We start from the raw sequence: 22844 nt of genomic DNA on the forward strand, positions 1-22844 counted from the left end.
GGTCTGCGTGGCGGCACCCCTCGGCGCATGCGGCGAGGAGCCCGCCGCCGGGCCCCGGGCACCCGCAGTGGCCACCTCCGCCGCGGACGCCGGCGGCATGGCTGCCCTGACCGCGGCGGCGAAGGAGGAGGGCTCGCTCAACACGATCGCGCTCCCGGAGGACTGGGCCGGCTACGGCGCACTGATCGAGGGCTTCCGGAAGAAGTACGGGATCAAGGTCACGGTGGAGAACCCGGAGGGCAGCAGCCAGGAAGAGATCAACGCCCTGAAGGAGCACCGGAAGGACGGCTCAGCGCCCGACGTGATCGACGTCGGGGACTCCTTCGCCCGGGCCGCGGCCGACCAGGGGCTGCTGGCCCCGTACGAGGTCGCCGCGTACGACGACATCCCGAAGGACCAGAAGGACGCCCGGGCCCGCTGGGCCAACAACTACGGCGGCTACGTCTCGATCGGCTGTGACGCCAAGCGAGTCAAGACCTGCCCCGCCACCTTCGCCGATCTGCGCAGGCCCGAGTACAAGGGTGCGGTCGCGCTCAACGGCGACCCCACCAAGTCCGGCTCCGCCTTCGCCGGCGTATGGGCGGCGGCCCTGGCGAACGGGGGCTCCTTCGACGACATCCAGCCCGGGATCGACTTCTTCGCCGAGCTCAGCCGGAACGGGAACTTCAACCCCGTCGAATCCACCCCGGCCACGATCGAGAACGGCCGGACCCCGATCAGCATCGACTGGGACTTCCTCAACCTCGGGTACGCCGACGAGTTCCGCAGGAAGGGCGCGGACGTCGACTGGCGGACCGCCATCCCCTTCGACGGCAGCTTCGCCCAGTACTACGCCAGTGCGGTGAACAAAGAGGCCCCGCACCCCGCGGCGGCGCGGCTGTGGCAGGAGTACGTCTTCAGCCCGGAGGGCCAGAACATCCGGCTCCTGGCCTACGCCCGCCCCGTCCTCATGGACGCCATGGAGAAGGACGGCACCCTCGACAAGGTCGCCGCGGAGAACCTGCCGACGGTCGAGGGCACGCCCACGTTCCCGACGCAGGCGCAGCGGGACAAGGCCCGGGAGACCGTCAACCGCAACTGGGCGAAGGCCGTTTCGGGCTGAGCCCGCCCCGGCCGGGCCCCCGCCGCCCCGCCCCGTCGCCCGGGACGGGGCGCAGCCTCGCCCCCGCCGGTCGTGCGCCCTCCCCCCGGGAGGGCCGGTCAGTCCAGGAGGAGTTCGGGGCGGTGCAGGTCCAGCCAGGTGTGGAGGTCCAGGACGCGCTCCAGGCCGGCGCGGACGCCGGTCGTCATGGCCGCCGGGTCCTGTGCCGCGACCTGCTGCGACCAGGCGCGGTCGACGAGGGCGAAGACGGGCGCGTCCGGCTCGGCGAGGAGCTCCTTGACCTGCTGCTGGAGGTTCGCCGCGTACTCGGGGTTCTGCGGGGACGGGTAGGGGCTCTTGACGCGTTCCACCACCGACCGCGGCATCACGTGGGCGGCGGCCCCGCGCAGCAGGCTCTTCTCCCGGCCGTCGTAGGTCTTCATCGCCCACGGGGTGTTGTACACGTACTCGACGAGTTCGTGGTTGCAGAACGGGACGCGCACCTCCAGGCCCACGGCCATGGAAAGCCGGTCCTTGCGGTCGAGCATGTTGCGGACGAAGCGGGTCAGGTGCAGGTGGAACATGGAGCGCATGCGCCGCTCCGGTTCGGAGTCGCCGTCGAGGTGGTCGACCTCGGCGAGCGCCGTCGCGTACTGGTCGGCGGTGTACGCGCCGACGTCGAGGCGGGCGCGCAGGCCGGGCTCGATGTGGTCGGTCCGGGCGGCAAGCGAGAGCGGGGGGATGACCGCCATCCAGGGGAAGGTCTGGGCACGGGTCAGCGCCTCGACGTGGAACCAGGGGTAGCCGCCGAAGACCTCGTCGGCGGACTCCCCCGAGAGGGCCACCGTCGACCGTTCCCGGATCGCCTTGAACAGCAGGTAGAGGGAGCTGTCGAGGTCGCCGAAGCCGTTGGGGATGTCCCGGGCGCCCACGGTGGCGCGGCGCACCTCGGGGTCCGACAGGTCCGCGGGGTTGAGCACCACGTCGTGGTGTGCGGAGCGGACGTGCGCGGCGACGTCGCGGACGAACGGCGAGTCGGGGGTCTCGCGCATCTCGTCGGGGACGAAGTTCTCCTCCTGGCCGGCGAAGTCGACCGAGAAGGTGCGCACCTGCTCGCCGCGCAGACCCAGCCGTTCGGCGGCAAGGCCGGTGATGGCGCTGGAGTCGAGGCCGCCCGAGAGCAGCACGCACTGGGGCACGTCCGAGATCAGCTGCCGGTCGACGATGCCGGTGAGCATCTCCCGTACCCGCGCCACGGTGTCGTCGAGGGTGTCGGTGTGCTCGGCGGCCTGCAGGCGCCAGTAGGTCCGCTCCCGGAGGCCGCTGCGGTCCACGCTGATCAGCGTGCCGGGCAGCATCTCGTGCACGCCCTTCCACAGGGCCCAGCCGGGGGTCTTGGTCTGCGCGAACAGCTCGCGCAGCCCGTCGGTGTCGACGGCCTTGCGGACCAGGGGGTTGGCCAGGATCGCCTTGGGTTCGGAGCCGAACAGCACGCCGTCGGGGGTCGGGTGGTAGAAGAGCGGCTTGATGCCCATGCGGTCGCGGACCAGGAGCAGCCGCTGCTCGCGCTCGTCCCAGATCGCGAAGGCGTACATGCCGTCGAGGCGGTCGACCAGGCCGTCGCCCCATTCGAGGTAGGCGTGGAGCACGACCTCGGTGTCGCTGTCGGTACGGAAGGCGTGGCCGAGCGAGGTGAGGCGGTCCCGGAGCTCGCGGAAGTTGTACGCCTCGCCGGAGTAGACCAGGGTGATCTCGCCGGCCGGCGTGCTCACGCTCATCGGCTGCGTTCCGCCGGGCAGGTCGATGACGGCCAGGCGCCGGTGTCCGAGGCCGACGTGGGTGCGGAGGTGGGTGCCGCAGTCGTCCGGTCCGCGACAGGCCATCGTCCCGGTCATCGCGTCGAGCACCTCGCCGCGCTGCGTGAGGTCGCTGTCGAACGAGACCCAGCCGGAAACTCCGCACATGGTAACCCCCTGTAAACCGTAACGGTCCGTACCAATTCCTCACGGTAACGATCACGTTCCGGGCGCCACAACGTGCATTCCACCTCTGGGGACATGAGTTTTGCACGGCCGGGAAAGCGGAAAAACCGCCGCCGGTCGCGTCGTCGACGCGGCGGCGGCGGTCTCTCCGACGGACCGTCAGGGGGGTTCGGCCGTCAGGGGGTGGTGGTCGGTGGGCCGTGGTCGGGCGGTGCCGGTCAGGGCGCGGAGGGCCAGGGGACGGCGGCCGCGTCGGAGGCCGTGCGCGCGCTCGCCGTGAGGAGCTCGACGACCGGGGCGCGGTGTTCCTCCAGGTAGAAATGGCCGCCTTCGAACACCCGGAAGTCGCAGGACGCGGTGGTGGCCTCGCGCCACCCTTCGGCTTCCCGGGTGTCGATCTCCGGATCGCGGTCGCCGTAGAGCACGGTGACCGGGACGTCCAGCCGGTCCCCGGGCAGGGGGCGGTAGGTCTCGCTCAGCCGGTAGTCGCCCCGGATGACGGGCAGGAACGCCTGGATGAGCGAGGCGTCGTCGAGGAGGTCGGTATGCGTTGCGCCGGTCCGGCGCAGTTCGCCGACCAGTTCCTCGTCGCTGCCGAGGTGGACCCGGCCCGGCCGGGTCAGCCGGGGTGCGGGGTGCCCGGACACCACCAGGCGTGCGGGCGGTTCGCCCGCCGCGGCGAGGCGGCGGGTGAACTCGTAGGCGACCAGGGCTCCCATGCTGTGTCCGAACACGACGGTCGGCAGGGCCGGCCCGTCGTCCCGGAGGTCCTCGGCCAGGGCGGCGGCCACCCCCTGGATGTCGGCCGGCACCGGTTCGGCGTACCGGTCCTCCCGGCCCGGGTACTGGACGGCGAGGAACTCGATGTCCCAGGGTGCCGCCGCGGCCCAGGGCCGGTAGTGGCTGGCGCTGCCGCCGCCGTGCGGGAACAGCAGGACCCGGGCGCGGGCGTACGGTCTCGGGGCGTGGCGCCGGAACGCTCCGGCGCGCGCTTCCTGCAGAACGGGTTCGACGGACATGTCGGCTACCGCTCCCTCGCGGCCGGGGCCATGGCGATGTTCCAGAACTCGGCGTAGCGGCCGCCGCGGGCCAGCAGGTCGTCGTGGCTGCCTTCCTCCACGACCTTGCCGCCGTCGACGAAGACGACGCGGTCGGCGCGCTGGACGGTGCGCATGCGGTGGGCGACCATCACCACGGTGCGGCCCGCCATCAGGCGCTCGATGCCCTCGTGGACGGCGGCTTCGTTCACCGGGTCCAGGGCGGAGGTGACCTCGTCGAGCAGGACGACGGGGGCGTCCTTCAGCAGGGCGCGTGCGATGGAGACGCGCTGGCGTTCACCGCCGGAGAGCAGGGTGCCGCCCTCGCCGACGTTGGCCGCCCATCCGTCGGGCAGCCGCTCGATGACCTCGTCCAGCCGGGCCGCGGTGGCCGCGGCACGGACCTCGGCCTCGGTGGCGTCGGGCCGGCCCAGGCGTACGTTCTCCTCGATGGTGCCGTCGAAGAGGTAGACGTCCTGGAAGACGATGGCGATCCGCGACATCAGCACCTCGGTGTCGACGGCGCGCACGTCCACGCCGCCGAGCCGGACCGCACCGGAGTCCACGTCGTAGAACCGGGCGAGGAGCTGGAGCAGGGTGCTCTTGCCGGCGCCCGAGGGGCCGACGACGGCGAGCCGCTGTCCCTGGGGCACGGTCAGGGAGGCGTCGTCGAATACGGTGCGCTCGCCGTGCCGGAAGGTGACGTGGTCGAGTTCCAGGTCGTGGTGTTCGGGGACGACCGGCCGGTCGGGCTGCGGCAGCGGCTCGGTGCGCAGCACCGCGTCGAGCTTGGCCAGCACGGCGCGTGCGCCGCGGAGCTTGCCGCTGATGTCGGTGAGGGAGAGGAGCGGGTCCGCCGAGCGGGCGGCCAGCACCAGGATGGTGAGGACCTCGGCCACGCCGACGTCCCCTTCGAGGGCGAGGTAGGCGCCCAGGACCAGCAGCCCGGTGAACATGGCCTGCACGGTGAGTCCCAGGCCCACGGCGCCGGGCAGGGCCGAGAGGGTGGAGCGCCGGGAGGTGGCCTCGACCTGCTGGAGCGAGTCGTCGAGCAGTCCGAAGCGTTCGGCGGTGCGGCCGCCGGCCCGCAGGACCGGCTGGACCTGGAGGTATTCGATGACCCGGCCGGTGGCTTCCTCGTCGCGCACGGCGCGCTCGGCGTCGTTGGCGGCGGTGAGGCGCCCGGTCCACTTCTGGATCAGGGCCACGAGCGGTACGGCGATCAGGGCGGCCAGGCCCAGCTGCCAGTTGAAGGCGAGCATCACGACGACGATCGTCAGCGGTGTCACGCTGGCGGAGACGAACGGGGCCAGCAGGTGCGCGATGACGCTCATGGCCTGCAGGACGCCGCGGCTGGCGAGGACGGACACCTCGCCGAGGCGGCTCGCGGTGTACCAGCCGATGGGCAGGCGGGCCATGTGGTCGCCGAGCCGGTGGTAGAGGCCGGTGAGCAGCTGGGCTCCGACGTGGAATCCGGACAGGTCGCTGAGGTAGCGCAGCGCCGCGTAGAGGGCGAAGGCGCCGCCGAAGGCGATCAGCCAGGGCCAGGCGTCGTCGGGGGTGCTGCCGAACAGTTCGCGGAGCACGGGGACGAGCAGGGCGTAGGAGAGGCCCTCGGCGATGGCGGTCGCCGTCATCAGGGCCACGGTGCGTCGTAACGGCTGGGCGTACTCGCGTCCCAGCACGCTCAGCAGCATGCGAATCATCGGAGCTCGTCTCCTTGCAGTACGCCGCCGTGGAGGCCGGTCTCTTCGGTGGCCGCCGCGCGCCGGTCCTGCCAGAACGCGGCGAACCGGCCGCCCCGCGCGAGCAGTTCGGAGGGGCTGCCCTGCTCGACGATCACGCCGTCGTCGAGCATCACGACGGTGTCGGCGTCGGCGATGGTCTCCAGCCGGTGGGCGATGACCAGGGTGGTGCGGTCGCCGCCCAGGCCGGCCAGGGCCTGGCGTACGGCCTGTTCGGTCTGCGGGTCGGCGAAGGCGGTGGCCTCGTCGAGCACCAGGACGGGGGTGTCGGCGAGCAGGGCTCGGGCGAGCGAGACGCGCTGGGCCTCACCGCCGGAGAGCTTGGTGTCCTCGCCGATCACCGCGTCGTAGCCGCGGGGCATGTCCAGGATCCGCTCGTGGATGCCGGCCAGGCGGGCCGCGCGCACCACGTCCTCGCGGTCGGCGTGCGGGACCGCCAGGGCGATGTTGTCGGCGACGGAGGCGCGCAGCAGGCGGACGTCCTGGAAGACGAAGGAGACCTTCCTGTAGAGCTCCTGGCTGCCGAGTTCGCGCAGGTCGACGCCGCCGAGGGTGACCGAGCCCCGGTCGGGGTCGAAGAACCGCGGCAGCAGCTGGACCAGGGTGGACTTGCCGCTTCCGGACGGGCCGACGACCGCGGTGACGGTGCCGGGTTCCAGCACCAGGTCGATGCCCTTGAGCACCTCGCGGTCGTCCTCGTAGCCGAAGCGGACGTCGCGGAGTTCGACCCGGTGGCCCTGGGGCGCGGCGGGGCGTGCGGGCTCGGGGAGCGAGGGCACTTCGAGGACCTCGCGGATCCGGCCGACGGCCCGGCCGGCGGCCTGCATCTCGTCGAAGCCGTGGCCGAGGGCGGCGACCGGGGCGGTCAGGCCGAGGCCGAGCAGCAGGAAGGGCAGCAGGTCGGCCGGGGCGAGGTCGCCGCCGGTGATCCGGGAGGTGCCGCCGATCAGGACGACCAGCAGGACGAAGGGGGGTGAGAGGACGAGCTGCATCCCCGCGGCGATCCTGGAGAGGCCGTGCACCCAGCGGCGGAAGGTGGCGACGAACTCGTCGGCGGAGGTGATGAACTTGCGGTGGGCGCGGCCGCCGCCGCCGAAGGCCTTGACCACGGCGATGCCCTGGACGAATTCGATGACCGAGCCGGCGATCTTGCCCATGGCCGCGTCGAACTCCTCCTGCTCGCGGGTCCGGGTCGGCGTCATCAGCAGGGGCACCAGGGCCATGGCCATCACCACCGGCACCAGCGTGATCAGGGTGAGCACCCAGTCGATGGTGAACAGGTAGACGAGGGAGGCCAGCGGGACCACGAAGGCGGAGACGAGCTCGCCGGGGGTGTGGGCGATGAACGGGTGGACCGCGCTCACGTCCTCCCCGACCACCTTGGCCAGTTCGCCGGTGCGGCGGCGGGAGAACCAGCCGATCGGCACCCGGCCGAGCCGGTCGGCGAGCTGCCGGCGGAAGGCCAGCTGGACCTTCCCGTCGACGATGTGCCCGATGCCCGACGAGGCGGCGGTGAACACCAGCCGGACGGACAGGCCGATCGCGCCCGCGGTGACGACGAACCACACGTGGTCGCGGTCGACGGGGCCCGGCTTGAGCAGGGTCCGGCCCAGTTCCACGACGGCCAGCAGCGGCGCGAGGCCCGCGAGAGCACCGATCACCTGGAGGATCACGACGGTCGCGAAACTCCACACATACGGGCGTAACAACCGCTTCATGACGCCCTGCTCCGTCCCGGAACCGGCATCGGACAACGGTGTGGACCGCCCCTTCGCCTCAGCGGGATCGATCGCGCTCATCGCTCTCCCATCGATTTCAAAACATGTTCCGATATCACTGTAGCGCGGACCGGGACCGCGAACCACCACCGGAGCGCGGACAGTTGCCGACCGTGGACTATTGGCCTGTTTCCGGCCCGGGGACGAGGTCGGCGACCGACAGCGGGGCCCCGGCCTCCGGCGCGGCCGGCTCGGGATACCCCACCGCCTCGGTCAGTTCCTTCCAGGCGCGGGCGACGGCCAGCGGGCGCTGGCTGCCCCGCAGCGGGTCGGTGCCGGCGGCGGCGCGTTCCCGCAGCCCGTCCAGCGCGGTCAGCACCCCCTCGGCCCACACCTCGTGCATCGCGGCCGCCCAGGTGGGCGTCCCGGGGCCGCCCACCCAGGCCCCGGTGGTGCCCTGTCCGTGCGGCCACCGGTCCGCCGGGTCGGACGGGTCGGGCAGGAACTGTCCCGTGGCGTCCGACGGCATCCGCAGCACCGGGCTCCAGATCACCGGGCCGTGGGTGTTGGCCAGCATCAGGTTGCCCGCGTCGGTGCCGACGGTGATCCGGTGCAGCAGCAGGCTGGTGCTGTCGTCCCCCGGCTGCATCCGGTTCTCCATCCGGAGCGTCAGCGGGACTCCGGCGACCGTCCCGTCCACGGTGACCAGCGGCCGGCCCGCCTGCCCGGTGACCGGGGCCAGTTCCCAGGGCCGCAGCCCGTCGAAGATCCCGGCGAGGATGTCCAGCAGGTCGTAGGAGACCTGCACCGCGCACAGGGCGTCGACGAACACCGGCCGGCGCAGCTCCACCAGCCGGCGCGCGGCCGAGATGAAGCGGCGGACGGGCTCCAGGTGCGGGTAGAAGGTGTTCACCTGGTACTGCACCCCGGTCCGGCGGGCCACCCGGAGGCAGTCCGCCAGCTCGGCCGGGTGCACCGGGTGCTCCTGCAGCACGTGGACGCCGCGCTCCAGCAGGGCCCGGGCCAGCTCGGCGCCCCGCCCGCCGCCGACCGCGCCGGACACCACGACGCAGGCCGCGTCCACGTCCTCCGGCAGCTGCTCGACCTTGTCGTACAGCGGTACGCCGTACCGCTCGGCGAGCGCGACGGAACGGGCGCTGCCCCGGGCCAGGATCCCGGCGAGCTCGAAGCGCCCGGGTTCGGCGCGGGCCAGGGCCGAGAGGTACACCTGGCCGAACCGGGTGCCGCAGACCACGACCCGCATCGGCCGGCCGGGCGCCGCCCCGTTCACCGGCGCTCCCCGGCGGACCCCGACAGCGCCTCCGCCGTACCGGCCACGTGCGGCGGCGCGAGGCAGCCCGTGTGGTCGCCCGGTACGTCGGCCACGGTCAGCTCGCCCAGGCACACGTCCCGCCAGAAGCCGGCCGCCTCCGCGGGAACTCCGGCCGGACGCAGGAAGGTGATGTCCCCGGCGTACGGCAGCGGCTCGTGGTCCGCCGGGCCACCGCCGTCCCCGTGGCCGGACACCACGGTCAGCCGGTGCACGGTCACGTCCGCCTCGTCCAGCGCCCGGGCCAGCTCCAGGGCGAGCAGGCCGCCCGAGCCGTGGCCGATGACCTCGACCTCCCCGTGTCCGGCGGCCCGCACCTCGCGGGCGTAGACGGCGCCGAGCTCCTCGGCGAGCTCCGGCGAGGCGGTGAGGTCGGGCAGCCGGTCCCCAGCGGGCACGGCGAGTCCCGACAGCGGGCCGCCGGAGGCGAGTTCGGCGATCAGCGCCCGGTACGGCTCCAGGCTCCCCGACGCGTCGTGGACGAGCAGCCGTACGGGCCCCTGCCCGGACCCGCCCAGCGGGACCAGCGGCGACCGCCGTCCGGGGTCCCCGGACCCGGTGTCCGGTGCGGACTCCGCCGCGGACGCGGCAGACCCCTCCGACACCGCCGACGCGGCGGACTCCAGCCGTCCGGCGAGACCGGCGACGGTGGGCAGGTCCAGCAGGGCGCGCAGCAGGACGTCGAAGGGGATCCGGGCGGCCTCGGGGACGCGTTCGCGGACCTGCCCGACGAGCTGCGCGGCCAGCAGCGAGTTGCCGCCGGCGTCGAAGAACCCCAGGTCGCGGCCGGCCGGTGCGGTGCCGAGCAGTTCGCCCCAGATCGACGCGATCCGCTGTTCCGGGCCCGGCCGGGGCGGCTCGGCGGCCGTGGGCCGCGGCGCACCGGTCACCGGTGCCGAGGCGAGCAGCCGGGCGCGGTCGACCTTGCCGTTGGAGGTCAGGGGCAGGGTGTCGACGATGCGCACCCGGGCCGGGACCATGTGGGCGGGCAGCCTTTCGGCCACCCAGGCCACGAGTTGCGCACCGTCGGCGGAGGCGGGCTGCCGGCTCGGGATCACGAAGGCGATCAGGGCCCGTTCGAAGGCGTCGCTGCCGGCCGCCAGCACCACGCAGGTGCCGACCTCCGGGTGTTCGCCGAGGACGGCCTCGATCTCGCCGAGTTCGATCCGGTGCCCGCGGATCTTGACCTGCTGGTCCGCGCGGCCGCAGAACTCGATCTCGCCGTCCGGCAGGTAGCGGCCGAGGTCGCCGGTGCGGTAGAGCCGCTCCCCCGTGTCGGGGTGCACGAAGAACCGCTCGGCGCTCCGCTCGGGGTCGTTCAGGTAGCCGGTGGCCAGTCCGGTGCCGGCGATGAACAGCTCGCCGACGACCAGGTCGGGGCGGTCGCGCAGGGCGGCGTCGAGCACGTGGAACCGCTGGTTGGCCAGCGGGATCCCGTACGGGATGCTCCGCCAGTGCGGTGCGACGGCCTCGATGCGGTGGTGGATCGACCAGATGGCCGCCTCGGTCGCTCCGCCCAGGCTGACCAGTTCCGCGTCCGGCACGTGCCGTCCGGCGTGGGCGGGCAGCGACAGCGGGATCCAGTCCCCCGACAGCAGGGCAAGCCGCAGGCTGCCCAGGTCGGCCGGTTCGACGTCGAGGTAGTGCATCAGCATCTGCAGCTGGGCGGGCACCGAGTTCCACAGGGTGACGCCGTGCCCGGCCACCACGGCGGCCCAGTGCGAGGGGTCGCCGCGGCGGGCGGGGTCCGGCAGCACCAGGGCGGCGCCCACGGCCGGCGGGCCGAACAGGTCGTAGACCGACAGGTCGAAGCCGAGCGCCGCCAGCCCCAGGACCCGGTCGCGGTCGCCGACGCCGAAGCGCAGGTTGATGTCGTGCACCGTGTTCGCGGCGGCGTGGTGGGTGATCATCACGCCCTTGGGCACGCCGGTGGAACCCGAGGTGTGCATGACGTAGGCGAGGTCGCCGGGGGCGGCCGGGCCCTCGCCGGGGACCGACTCCAGGGGGAGCGCCGGCACGCCGCTCACGTCCACGGCCTCGACGCCCTGCGGCGGGGCGACCGCCTCCCCGGGGCCGGCGACGACCGCGAAGCGGGCTCCGCTGCCGGTCAGGATCCGGTCGCGGCGGACCCGGGGCTGGCCGAGGTCGACCGGCACGTACACGCCGCCCGCGAGCAGCACGCCGAGCACGCCGACGGCCTGTTCCCGGCTCTTGTCGATCAGGACGCCGACGAAGTCGCCGGGACGGCAGCCGGCCGCCCTCAGCCGCTCGGCGACGCCGGCGGCGCGTCCCAGCCACTCCGCGTACGTCAGCGAGCCGGCCGGGTCGACCACGGCGACCCGGTCCGGGTGGGTGCGCGCGTAGGCCACCAGCGGCTCGTGCAGCAGGCCGTCCGGGGCCGGCGCCCCGGTGGCGTTCACCGCGGTGCGGCGGACGCGCTGCCCGTCGGGCAGCGGCTGCGGATCCACCGCCGCCCACGGGCCGTCGCTCGCGGCGAGCCGGCGCAGGAGGCCCTCGAAGGCGGTGAACATCTCGTCCACCATGCCGTCGGGGAAGACGCCCTCGCGCACGTCCCAGTTGATGTCCAGGCCGCCGTACTGGTCGCCGGCCTGACAGTCGATCCACACCTGCGGCGTCTGGCTGATCCCGTACACCGGGCGCGGCTTCCGGCCGGCCGGCGACACCGTGGTACCGCCGACGCCGATGCTCCCGGTGAACACCACGGGCAGGCCCGCCGCCTCGCGCCCGCGGCGGCGGGTGAGCTCGCGCAGCACCTCCACCCCGCTGTACAGCCGGTGGTCGAGGTCGTCGAAGACCCGCTCGCCCAGGGTGCGGGCGCGTTCGGCGAAGCTGGTCCGGCCCTTCGGCTCGACGGCGAGCAGGCCGAGCGAGGTGAAGTCGCCGAGCAGCCGGTCCACGTGCGGGTGCAGCGGCATCCGGTTGAGCACGGGCAGTCCGAGGCAGAAGCGCTCGGTGCCGCTCCACCGGCCGATGGTCTCCGCGTACGCCGCCAGCACCGCGTTGGCCGGGGTGCTGCCGTGCCGGGCCGCGCGTTCCTTCAGGGCCTGCCACACCGTGTCGTCGACGGTCGTCGTCAGGCGGCGGAACAGCGGCGGGGCCGAAGCCGGGTCGTGGTCGTCGCGCAGGGGCAGGGCCGGGGCGCCGGGCAGCCCGTCGATGCGGTCCCACCAGTAGGCGCGGTCGCGCGCGTACCGGGGGGTGTCGGCCAGGGCGCGCTCCGCCAGCACGTAGTCCCGGAAGGTCACGTCCACCGGCGGCAGTTCGCAGTCCGGGCGGTGGTAGCGGCGGTCCAGCTCGTCCAGCACCTGCTGCATGCTCAGCCAGTCCAGGGCCATGAAGTCCACCGACAGGTGCAGCACGGTGCGCTCGCCGGCCAGGGTCAGCCGGAGTTCGTACATGGGGCGGCCGCCCGCGGGGTGCACCGCGTGGGACAGGTCCTCGCGCACCCCGGCGACGGCCTTCTCGACGGTGTCGGCGGGGGCTCCGCGGAGGTCGGAGACCTCGATCCGGGTGTCGTGCAGTTCGGGCAGCACCCGCTGGGTGCCGTCCTCGGAGATGACCGTCCGCAGGGTCTCGTGGCGCCGGACCAGGCCGTCCCAGGCCGTCTGGAAGCGGTCGGGGTCGAGGTCGGCCGGGTACTCGAACTCCAGGTAGACGTGGCAGGAGACGCCGCCGTAGTCGAAGGCCGCGTTACGGCCGAACAGATAGGCGGACTGGATGTCGGTCAGCGGGAAGGGCAGGTGGCGTTCCTCCGGCCGGTCCCGCCACAGCGGCTCGCCGGCGGCCGGCCGGCCCTCCTCGGGGGCCGGCTCGGCGGCGGGCACCAGGTCCAGCAACTCCGCCTTGGCACGGCGCAGTCCGGCCAGCCGCTCGTCGGTCATCACGCCGCGGGGGGCGCGGAAGCGCAGCCGGTCGCCCTCGCGCCACAGCCGGATGCCGGCGCTCGAGAACTCCTCCAGCAGATCGTTGGCGTTCACACCGCACCTTCCTCGCAGTCGTCCCCGCTGTCCCGGCCGTCCCGGGCGTCGCGGCCGTCGTCCCGGCGGACGTCCGTGCCGTTGCCCCCGCCGTTGTCACCGCCCTCGTCCCCGCCGGCGGCGGCCGGTTCGCCGGCGGCGGCGCGCAGCGCGTCGGCCAGTGCGCCCAGTGCGGCGACGGTCGGTGTGCGCATGACCTCGCGCATGGGCAGTTCCACGCCCCAGGCCCCGCGGACCGCGGCCACGAAGCGCGTGGCGAGGAGGCTGTCGCCGCCGAGCCGGAAGAAGTTCTCCTCCCGGCCCACCGAGTCCACGCCGAGCAGTTCCGTCCACCGCTGTGCGAGGAAGGTCTCGGTCGCGCCCTGCGGCGGCTCGCCCATGTCGCGGGGCCGGTCGACGGACTGTTCGAGGACGGTCCGTATCGACCGCCGGTCGACCTTTCCGTTGCCGCTCAGCGGCAGCACCGGCAGCACGGCGACGTGGCCGGGGACCATGTGCTCGGGCAGCCGGTCCGCGGTCCACCGGCGCAGGTCCTCCCCGTCGATGCCGCGCGCGGTCGCGGGCCGTTCGGCGACCAGCAGGACCTCGCCGGTCGCCTCGGCGTGCAGGACGCGGACTCCGGTCAGTCCGGCCCCGGTGCAGGCCCGGGCCCACCGGTCGCGGCCGTGGAGCCAGGCGGTCGGCGGCCGGCCCTCCTCGAACCGGCCCGCGCGGGCCTCCAGGGGCAGGGCGGTCACCAGGGCGAGCGGCGCGGGGTGTTCCCGCTCCAGCACGTAGAGGCGACCGCCGGGGGCGAGCAGCAGGGCCGTGGTCGCCACGGCCGTCTCCGGGTCGGGCATCCGGTGCAGGACGTTGTTCGCCACGACGGCGTCGAAGACGTGCACGTGCTGCGCGGCGATCGCCCCGGTGCCCTGGGGCGCCGTGTGCGGGTCGTGGCCCTGCTCCCGCAGGCGGGTGGCGGCCTTGGCCAGGGCCGGCGCCGAGGAGCCCAGGAGCGTGTACGCGACCGGGGGCGCGTCCGGGTCCCGGTCGGGGTCCGCGTCGGGGACGGGTGCCGGGTCCGGGGCGAGGGCGGCGAGGAGCCGCGCGGTGCCGCGGGCGCCCGCCACGTCCCACTCCGCCACCCGCTGCTGCGCCGGCCGGCCGGTGCGCTCCCGCAGGTCCTGTGCGAGCACCGCCAGGGCGCGGGCGGTCCCCGGCACCAGGTCGCTGAGTGCTTCGGGTGCCAGCACCGGGTCGTCCAGCAGGGCGGCGGCGTCGGCATCGCCGGCCAGGATGGCGGTGAAGAGCGGGCCGGCCCATTCCAGGGCGGTGGCGACGGTGTCGAGGCAGGTGCCGCGGGTGGCTTCGCGGGCCTGCTTGATCCAGGCCGGGTCGGTGACCTCGCCCCAGCGGGGGCCGTGCCCGTAGACGGCGTGCCCGTGGCGGCCGTCCCCGGACCCGCCCTCGTCGCCGGCGCCGTCCTGGTGGCGTACGAGGACGGAGCGCCGGGCGAGGTGGTCGAGCCAGATGTCCGCCACCGGCTGCTGCTGCGCGCAGACGGAGGTGCGGCGGGCCTCGGCGCCGTCGGGGCCGAGCAGCGGTGCGAGGACCCCGGCGAGCAGGATCTCCACCAGCCGGTGCTCGTCGCGATGGGGATCGGACTCCGGTGCGGCCCCGGGCGCGGGCGGCAGGAACGGGCTGTCCCGGTGCCCGGCTCCCGCCGCGGTCCCGGCGGGTGCCTCGTGCTCGGCGGGTGCCTCGTGCTCGGCGGGTGCCGGCTGCTCCTGGCCCGGGTCCGTTACGGACGGGCGCTCGACGACCGCGGCGACGAGTTCGCGGCGGCCCTCGGTGAACGGTACGACCACGGCCTGCGCCACCGCCGGATGCGCCTGCAGGCAGGCTTCGATCTCCCCCAGCTCCACCCGGAATCCGTTGATCTTCACCTGGTGGTCGAGGCGCCCCAGGAACTCCAGGTTGCCGTCGGGCCAGTAGCGGCCGAGGTCTCCGGTGCGGTACCAGCGCTCGCCGTCCCGCTGCGGGAAGCGGGCGGCGGTCAGCTCCGGGTCGCCGCGGTAGCCGAGGGCGACGCCGGTGCCGCCGATCCAGAGTTCACCGGGCACCCAGTCGGGGCAGTCGCGGCCGCGGCCGTCCACCACCCGGAACTTCTGGTTGCGCAGGGGCTTCCCGTACGGGATCGACCGCCAGCCGTCCGGCACCCCGGCGACCTCGTACGCGTTGGACCAGATGGCGGCCTCGGTGGCGCCGCCGAGTGCGATCAGCCGGCACCGGCCGTCCGAGGACCGGTCCAGCCTGCCGGGCAGGTCGAGGCCGATCCAGTCGCCGGACAGCAGGGCCAGGCGCAGGGCGGCGGGGAAGGGCTCTTCGCCGGACGAGGTCAGCGCCATGTCCAGCAGGGCCGGGACGGTGTTCCAGACGGTCACCGCGTGCCGCCGGCACAGGTCCAGCCACTCGGCGGCGTCGCGCCGGCCCGACTCCGCCACCAGGACGGCAGCCCCGCCCGCGCCGAGGAAGCCGAAGACGTCCCAGACCGAGAGGTCGAAGTCCAGTGCGGACACCGCCAGGACCCGGTCGTCCGCTCCGATGCCGAAGCGCTCGTTGACGTCCTCGACGGTGTTGACCGCGGCCCGGTGGCTGAGCTCCACGCCCTTGGGCAGACCGGTGGAACCCGAGGTGAAGATCACGTAGGCGGGGTCGTCGGGGTCGGCGAGCACGGGTGCGTGCAGCGGCGGGCCCTTCATGACCGTGTCGATGTCCAGGACCTCGACACCGGTGCCGGCGGGTTCCAGGAGGCCGGTGCCGTCGAGGACCAGCCGGGCGCCGCTGAGTTCGAGGATGCGGCTGCGCCGCTCGGCGGGCTGGTCCACCCCGATCGGGACGTACGCGGCGCCGGCGGCGAGCACGCCGAGTACGGCCGCGATCTGCCCGGCGCCCTTCGGGGCGGTCACGGCGACGTACGCGCCGCGGCCGACCCCGCGCCGGGCCAGGGCGCCCGCGACGGCCAGGGCGCGCCGGGCCAGCTCGTCGTGCGCCATCGCCCCGTCGTCGCCCCACAGCAGGGCCGGCCGGCCGGCACGCTCGTCGGCCCGCTCGAAGAACTCCGTGTGCAGGAGGTTCCCGGTCAGCGCGCGGGCCGAGGAGTTGACCGTGCGCCGGCGCTCCAGCTGCTCCCCGGGCAGGGGGATGGCGGGGAGCGCGGTGTCCCAGTCGCCGGAGAGCAGACCGCGGACCAGGGCCTCGTAGGCGGCCAGCATGGTGTCGAGCACACCGTCGGGGAAGAGTGCGTCCACGGCGTCCCACACCAGCAGCACGCCGCCGTCGCGGTTGCGGTAGACCTGGTGGTCGAGCCAGATCTGCGGGGTCTGGGAGAGCATCCAGGCCGGCTCGCCGAAGCGGGCGGCGAAGCCGTCCGGCACGAGCGGTGCCGACAGGTCGCAGGCGAACACGACCGGCGCGGTGCGGGGGGTGTCCAGGTCGCTGCGGACGAAGTCGCGGAGCACGTCGACGCCGGAGTAGGCGGCGTGGCCGATGTCCTCGTGCATCTGCTTCTGCACGGCGCGGGCGCAGTCGGTGAAGCTGTCGCCGGACAGGTCGACTTCGAGGAGCACCAGTCCGGTGAAGTCGGCGACGATCCGGTCGATCTGGGGGTGCGCGTCGAGGTCGCGGTCGAACAGCGGAAGGTTGAGGAGGAAGCGGTCCTCCCCGCTCCACCGGCCGAGGACCAGGGCGAAGGCGGTGGCCAGGACCACCGAGGGCGTCAGGCCCGCCTCGCCGGCCCGGCGCTCGATGACCGCCCATTCCTCCGGGGTGAGCCCGCAGGAGCGGCGGGTGAACCGGGGCGGGGTCACCGCGGTGGGGTCGGCCGCCAGCGGGAGCTTGGGGCCGCCGGGCAGCGTGGGGATCCTGCCCTGCCAGTAGGCGCGGGCCCGTTCGCGTTCCGCGCCGCGGACCACGTCCTGGTCCGCGAGGTAGCGGGCGAAGGTGGGGGCGAGGGCTTCGAGGGCGCCGGGGTCGTCGTAGAGGGCGGCGAGGTCGGCGAGCAGCACCCGGATGCTGGCGAGGTCGGATGCCAGGAGGTCGACGTTGAAGTGGAGGCGGTCCCGGCCCCCGGGGAGCAGGGTCACCTGGACGTCGATGACCTCGCCGCGGTGGACCTCCATGCGCCGGTGGGACAGCCGGTCGCGGAGCGCCGCGGCCCGCTCGGCCGCCTGCTCGGCGGGGAGTGCGCGGTGGTCGTGGACGGTCACGCCCGGCCAGGGCGATACGGGCAGCACGCGCTGGGTGGCGTCGTCGGCGAACGCGACGCGCAGCATGGGGTGCCGGTCGATGAGGGCGCGGACGGCCCGCTCCAGGCGCTCGGGGTCGACCTGCTCGGCGTCGAACTCCAGATAGGCGTGACAGCTGACGCCGCCGAGGGGCTGGTCGTCGGCCCGGCCGATCAGGTACGCCTGCTGCACCGGGGTGAGCGGGAAGGGCAGGTCCGGACGGCCGGCGGGGTCCGCCGGGGTGCCGCCCGTCCCCGGCTCCGGTCCGGTGGCCGGTGCCGCGACCTCGGCCGCACCCGCGTCCGGTGCCGCTCCCGTGCCGGTCCCGGTGCCGGGCGCGAGCAGGCCGAACCAGGCGGACAGCCTCGGGTCCTCGGACAGCTGGGCGAAGGTGACGTCGGAGCCGGCCCGGGAGAGCCGGTTCGCCAGTCGCATCATCTCCAGTGACTGCAGACCGAGTTCGAAGAGGTTGCCGTCATCGTCCGCCTCGGTCAGTTCGATGCCCAGCAGGTCGGACACCGCGCCCCGGAGGGCGTCCCGGTGCATGCCGGTGTTCGTTGACATTCCCAAGCTCCCTTGCACGCTTCCGGATTCAGTCCTGCTTGCCCTGCGCCACGAACTCCGCCAGCTCGGCCAGGGTCCCGGCAGCGAACATCGCGCGCATCGGCACGGTCACCCCGAGCTCCTTGCGGATCCGGCCCGCCAGCTTGGCGACGAGCACCGAATGGCCGCCCAGGTCGAAGAAGTTGTCCTGCGGGGTCACCTCGGCCACCTGCAGCGTCTCGGCGGCCATCCGGCACAGGATCCGCTCGGTGGATCCGGCCCCGTCCACGCCGTCGCCCGCTGCCCCCGCCTCGCCCGCGCCGGTGTCGCCCTCGCCGGACGCGGCGTACGGTGCGGGCTCGGTGCGCCGTGCCCGGTCCGCCAGTGCCTGCCGGTCGACCTTGCCGTTCGGCATCGTCGGGAACCGCTCGGGCATCTCGATCCGCGACGGGACCATGTGCTCGGGAAGGGCGAGGCGGGCGTGGGCGCGGAGCTCCGCCTCGGACACGTCCTGGCGGGCCGAGGTCTTGACGTAGGCGACGATGTACTGGGTGGCGACCTCCTCGCCGCCGACGGCGGCGACCACGATCTCCACGGCCGGGTGGCTTTCGAGCCGGGCCTCGATCTCCCCGAGTTCGATGCGGAACCCGCGGACCTTGACCTGCCCGTCGATCCGGCCGGTGAAGTAGAGCTGGCCGTCGGCCCCGTGCCGGCCGCGGTCGCCCGACCGGTACATGCGGCTCCCGGGCGGACCGTAGGGGTCGGCGACGAACTTGCTCGCGGTCAGCCCCGGCCGGTTGAGGTAGCCGCGGGCCACTCCGCTGCCCGCCAGGAACAGTTCGCCCTCGCCTCCGTCGCTCAGGTCCCGCAGGTGGTCGTCGAGGACGTACACGGCACCGCCGTCCCACGGCGTCCCCACGGTCACCTCGTCCTGGACGCCCTGGACCGGGCCGCCGATCGAGGCGCCCACGGTCACCTCGGTCGGACCGTAGGCGTTGTAGAGGCGCCGCCCCTTCGACCACTCCTCGGCCAGCGACCGGGTGCAGACGTCGCCGGTGGAGGTGATCGTTCCGCCGGCCAGCAGGCCCTCGCTGTCGGTGATGCCCAGCGCCACGGGCGGCAGGACCGCGTGGTTGACCTCGTGCTTCAGCATGGTCTCGCGCAGTGACTCCCCCGGCATCAGGTCGTCCTGGCCGGCCATCACCAGGGTCGCGCCGTTCAGCAGGGCGAGGGCGAAGTCCCAGAACCAGGCGTCGAAGCTGAAGGAGGCCCACTGCAGGACGCGGTCGCCGCGGCCGGTCGCGTACAGCCGCTGCTGGGTGGAGACCAGGTCGGCCACACCGGTGTGGCTGACGGCGACGCCCTTGGGGACGCCGGTCGAGCCGGAAGTGTAGATGACGTACATCAGGTGGGCGGGCAGCAGCGGTGCCCTGCGCTCGCCGTCGGCGACGTTCTCGCCGCGCTCCCGCGCGCACGCGTCCTCGAAGGACGGGTCGTCGAGGACCACTTCGGTGACGTCCAGTCCCAGCGAGGACACGCTCTCGGTGCGCAGCAGCAGGACCGGGCGCGCGTCCACGACCATGTGGGCCAGCCGGTCGGCCGGATACGCCGGGTCCAGCGGGAGGTAGGCACCGCCCGCCTTGAGCACGGCGAGCACGGCGACGATCAGGCGCGTCGACCGCGGGACGGCGACGGCGACCAGGGTGTCGGGGCCGACGCCGGCCGCGACGAGCCGTCTGGCCAGTCGGTTGGCGCTCGCGTTCAACTCGGCGTAATCGACGACGGTATCCCCGAAAACAACCGACGGAGCATCACCCGATCCGGCAACCACGGACTCGAATAGGTCCGAAACAGTCTTCAACTCCGCTCCGCCTCCTGCGCACAGTGCCGACACGGCCATCAGCCATGGACGATGTCACGGAGCTCTGCCGGGCGACCGCGCCGTGAAAGAACTCTTTCCCCGGATGCACGCGGGGCCTCCGGTCCGTCCATGATGGGCCGGTGCCCGGGCCCGTACCCGTTCGGCTTCGTCACGGTGAGAGGGAATCGAAGTGACCGGTGAACTGAAGTATCAGAACTACCTCGAATTGGATACTTTGCTGTCCCTCCAGAAGCCCCGTGCGGCCGCATCCCCGGGCCTGAAGTCGGCCGTGTTATCGGAGCAGTTCTTCATCATCGCGCACCAGGCCAGCGAACTCTGGCTGCGCCAGATCATCGCCGATCTGGAAGCGGCCATCGACGCGTTCACGACGAGCGACGACACGTCCCAGGCGGAATGGGTCGTCGACCTGCTGCAGCGGGCCGGCGAACTGGTGCGCGTCCTGCACACCCAGCTGACCGCGCTCGACCGGCTGCCGCTGGGTGACTTCGCCGTCTTCCGGCAATTGCTGGGGACGGCGAGCGGTGCCCAGTCGGAGCAGTTCCGCCGGCTGGCCAGGCTCATCGGGAACGCCGAGCAGGACGGTCCGCTCTACGAATCGTTCGCCGCCTGGGTGGCGCGGTCGGGGCACACCGTGTCCGACATCGCCCGGCGCGGCATCGGCGCGGACGTCTACTACCGCATCATCGAGGCCCTGCTGGACATCGGCAACGGGTACTGGCGCTGGCAGGTCAGCCACATCAGTCTGATCACGCGGATCATGGGCAACCATGCCGGTACGGGCGGCACCTCGGGGGCCGATCACCTGGTGAACCACTGCACGCTGCCCTTCGCGGAGCTGCGCGAGCTGCGGAGCAAGGCGCACATCGGGCTGAGCGTGGCGTCGACCTGACGGTCAGACGGGTTCGAGGACGAAACCGCGCCCCCAGACGTTGCGCACCGCGAGACCGACGAGCTGGAGGCGCCGGCGCAGCCGCATGACGTGCAGGTCCAGTGCGTTGCTGGACGAGCTGGCACCGGAGCTCTCGAGGATCTCCCTCAGTTCGGTGCGGTAGACGATCTCCCCGTATTCGGCGACCAGCGGTGCCAGCATCTCGCACTGCGTCAGGGAGACCGTGACGGAGGAGTCCTTGAAGTAGAGGATCCCCGACGGGTCGAGTACGGGCTTCGACTTGAGAACGGCCCGGTCCGCCAGTTGACGGAGACGGGCCTGGAGGTCTTCGCGGACGATCGGGGGGCGCACCCAGTCCTCGTGGAGGCTGAGGCGCTCCGGCGGAGCCGCTCCGTGCTCGACCACGAGGAGACAGAGCTGTCCGCGGACCTTGCACTGTTCGCGAATACTGCTTTCGGCGGGCCAGCGGACGAATGTGACCCGGTTTTTCACATCTGCCTTCACTGGTTCCCCCGACAGTGCCCGGACATGGCATCCTTCAAGCTCTTCGGACGCATGTCGGTCCAGGTTCGCTCGATGTATTCGATGGCATTGTCCCGGGATTCCGGCCCGTAGGCGACGGACCATCCGTCGGGCACTGCCACGTCCTGCGGCCAGAGCGAGTACTGCTCTTCATCGTTACGCAGCGCGAAATAGTGCCGGCTGTCGTCCTCGAACGGATCGGACATGCTCACATTCCCCTCATCGGGCAGAAAGGCCGCTGCTTTGCAAGTCGATTTCCCATGGCCCGGGCCGGGCCCGGGAACACGGCCGACGTTACCAGTCCGAGATAACGGCAGACAGATTCACTCCACACCCGAAGCCGTGCGTTCTGCATATTGACAAGGCGCCGCCGGACCCTACTGACGGGACCGGTGGCGCCGCCGGCTGAACGGGACGGCCGGATTCCGTGACGCGTGCGGGCGCGGGCGGGGCCGCGGAAAGGAACCGGCAAGAGTTCCCCGGCCGCCGCGGGGGCCCTGCCACGATCGGACAATGACTTCCCGTGTCCGTTCCCTGGATCTCACCGATCCCGTCACGTTCGTCGAGAACGACGTCCACGACTTCTGGCGGGACGTACGTGCCGAACGTCCCGTCCACTGGCACGAGCCCACCGGCGGAAACCCCGGATTCTGGGTGGTTTCCCGATATGACGACATCCAGTCCCTTTACCTCGACGCCGCCCTGACGTCCGTCCGGGGAAACGTCCTCGACGTCGTGCTGCGCGGCGACGACTCCGCCGGCGGGAGCATGCTGGCGGTCACCGACGGCCCGCGTCACCGCCGGCTGCGGAACCTCATGTTCAGCGCCTTCACACCGCGGGTGCTCGGCGAGGTCGTGGAGAAGGTCGGCCGGCGCGCGCACGACCTGGTGTCGGCGGCCGTCGGGGCGGACCCGTTCGACTTCGCCGCCGAAGTCGCCGAGAAGATTCCGATGAACACGATCTGCGACCTCCTCTCCATTCCTCCGGCGGACCGGAAGGACCTGCTGGAATGGAGCAAGACGGCGCTTTCGTCGGGTCATGCGGAGGGCACCGAGCTCGACGCGCTGAGCGCCCGCAACGAGATCGTGCTGTATTTCATGGATCTGGCCCAGGAGCGGCGCGACCGCCCGGGCGACGACGTCATCAGCATGCTGGCCACCGCCGAGGTGGAGGACCGTCCGCTCACCGTCGAGGAAATCGCCGTCAACTGCTACAGCCTCATCCTCGGCGGCGACGAGACCTCCAGGCTCTCGGCCATCTGCGCCGTACTGGAGCTCATCCGGAACCCCGGCCAGTGGGACGAACTGCGGACCGGCGGGGTGTCGCACGAGTCGGCGGTGGAGGAGATCATCCGCTGGGCCACCCCGGGGATGCACCTGGCCCGGACCGCCGTCGCGGACCTGGAGGTCGGCGGGCACACGGTCCGCCGGGGCGACATCGTCACGCTGTGGAACATCTCCGCCAACAACGACGAGTCGGTCTTCGAGGACCCGCGGCGGTTCACCCTGTCCCGCTCCCCCAACCGGCACCTCTCCTTCGGCCACGGACCGCACTACTGCCTGGGCGCCTTCCTGGGCCGGGCCGAACTCCGGTCGCTGCTGGAGGCGTTGGTGACCCATGTGGCGCGGATGGAGCTCTGCGGGACGCCCCGTCCCATCTACTCCAACTTCCTCAACGGGTACGAGAGCCTGCCGGTGCGCTTCGAAGGACGCTGAAGACACGGCCGCGGGGCAGCGGCCGCCGTCCGGCGGCCCCTCCTCAAGGGCGACCGCGAGCTGATCGGCCGGGTCGTGGAGCGGGTCAAGGAGCGGGAGCTCCAGGGCTACACCTACGAGGCCGCCGACGCCTCCT

The 22844-nt window shown here is 73.0% G+C and carries 13 protein-coding genes; 3 read left to right on the forward strand and 10 right to left on the reverse strand.

Features of this window, described 5'->3' with window-relative positions; translation table 11 throughout:
- Positions 1-7 precede the first annotated feature (7 nt).
- Positions 8-1102, forward strand: a complete 1095-nt coding sequence (locus tag AB0O36_RS04500; RefSeq protein WP_365103982.1) for an extracellular solute-binding protein — start codon at positions 8-10, stop codon at positions 1100-1102.
- A gap of 98 nt (positions 1103-1200) precedes the next feature.
- Here AB0O36_RS04500 and asnB read toward each other — a convergent pair whose 3' ends face one another.
- From asnB to AB0O36_RS04540, 8 genes are all read right to left on the reverse strand, one after another.
- The gene (asnB, locus tag AB0O36_RS04505) at positions 1201-3045 is read right to left on the reverse strand and encodes an asparagine synthase (glutamine-hydrolyzing) (protein WP_365103914.1); all 1845 of its coding nucleotides are present in this window, start codon (positions 3043-3045) and stop codon (positions 1201-1203) included.
- Between the two features lie 236 nt (positions 3046-3281).
- Positions 3282-4082: an alpha/beta fold hydrolase gene (locus AB0O36_RS04510; RefSeq protein WP_365103916.1), complete on the reverse strand. Its 801-nt coding sequence runs from the start codon at positions 4080-4082 to the stop codon at positions 3282-3284.
- Between the two features lie 5 nt (positions 4083-4087).
- Positions 4088-5806 carry an ABC transporter ATP-binding protein gene (locus AB0O36_RS04515; protein WP_365103919.1) on the reverse strand — a complete coding sequence of 573 codons (1719 nt, stop codon included), beginning with the start codon at positions 5804-5806 and terminating at the stop codon, positions 4088-4090.
- A complete protein-coding gene (locus AB0O36_RS04520) occupies positions 5803-7563 on the reverse strand; it encodes an ABC transporter ATP-binding protein (protein WP_365103922.1) in 1761 nt (586 codons plus the stop codon). Before AB0O36_RS04520 ends, AB0O36_RS04515 begins: the two co-directional genes overlap by 4 nt.
- A gap of 178 nt (positions 7564-7741) precedes the next feature.
- Positions 7742-8854, reverse strand: a complete 1113-nt coding sequence (locus AB0O36_RS04525) for a Gfo/Idh/MocA family oxidoreductase (protein ID WP_365103924.1) — start codon at positions 8852-8854, stop codon at positions 7742-7744.
- Positions 8851-12891, reverse strand: a complete 4041-nt coding sequence (locus tag AB0O36_RS04530) for an amino acid adenylation domain-containing protein (protein WP_365103927.1) — start codon at positions 12889-12891, stop codon at positions 8851-8853. Before AB0O36_RS04530 ends, AB0O36_RS04525 begins: the two co-directional genes overlap by 4 nt.
- Entirely contained in the window at positions 12888-17720 is a 4833-nt protein-coding gene (locus AB0O36_RS04535; RefSeq protein WP_365103930.1) for an amino acid adenylation domain-containing protein, read from the reverse strand. The genes AB0O36_RS04530 and AB0O36_RS04535 overlap by 4 nt, the downstream gene beginning before the upstream one ends.
- Before the next feature lie 28 nt (positions 17721-17748).
- Positions 17749-19599, reverse strand: a complete 1851-nt coding sequence (locus tag AB0O36_RS04540) for a non-ribosomal peptide synthetase (protein ID WP_365103933.1) — start codon at positions 19597-19599, stop codon at positions 17749-17751.
- 151 nt (positions 19600-19750) lie between these two features.
- Here AB0O36_RS04540 and AB0O36_RS04545 point away from each other — a divergent pair, with 151 nt between their 5' ends.
- Positions 19751-20470, forward strand: coding sequence for a tryptophan 2,3-dioxygenase family protein (locus AB0O36_RS04545; RefSeq protein WP_365103936.1), 720 nt, complete (start codon positions 19751-19753; stop codon positions 20468-20470).
- Between the two features lie 3 nt (positions 20471-20473).
- Here AB0O36_RS04545 and AB0O36_RS04550 read toward each other — a convergent pair whose 3' ends face one another.
- Positions 20474-20875, reverse strand: coding sequence for a winged helix-turn-helix domain-containing protein (locus AB0O36_RS04550; RefSeq protein WP_365103938.1), 402 nt, complete (start codon positions 20873-20875; stop codon positions 20474-20476).
- A 95-nt stretch (positions 20876-20970) separates the two neighbouring features.
- Positions 20971-21198, reverse strand: a complete 228-nt coding sequence (locus AB0O36_RS04555; RefSeq protein ID WP_365103941.1) for an MbtH family NRPS accessory protein — start codon at positions 21196-21198, stop codon at positions 20971-20973.
- 307 nt (positions 21199-21505) lie between these two features.
- Here AB0O36_RS04555 and AB0O36_RS04560 point away from each other — a divergent pair, with 307 nt between their 5' ends.
- Complete coding sequence (locus AB0O36_RS04560; RefSeq protein WP_365103943.1) at positions 21506-22708, forward strand: cytochrome P450; 1203 nt, start codon at positions 21506-21508, stop codon at positions 22706-22708.
- Positions 22709-22844 lie beyond the last annotated feature (136 nt).

It is taken from the genome of Streptomyces sp. NPDC089799 (genome assembly GCF_040684755.1).
GTDB lineage: Bacteria > Actinomycetota > Actinomycetes > Streptomycetales > Streptomycetaceae > Streptomyces.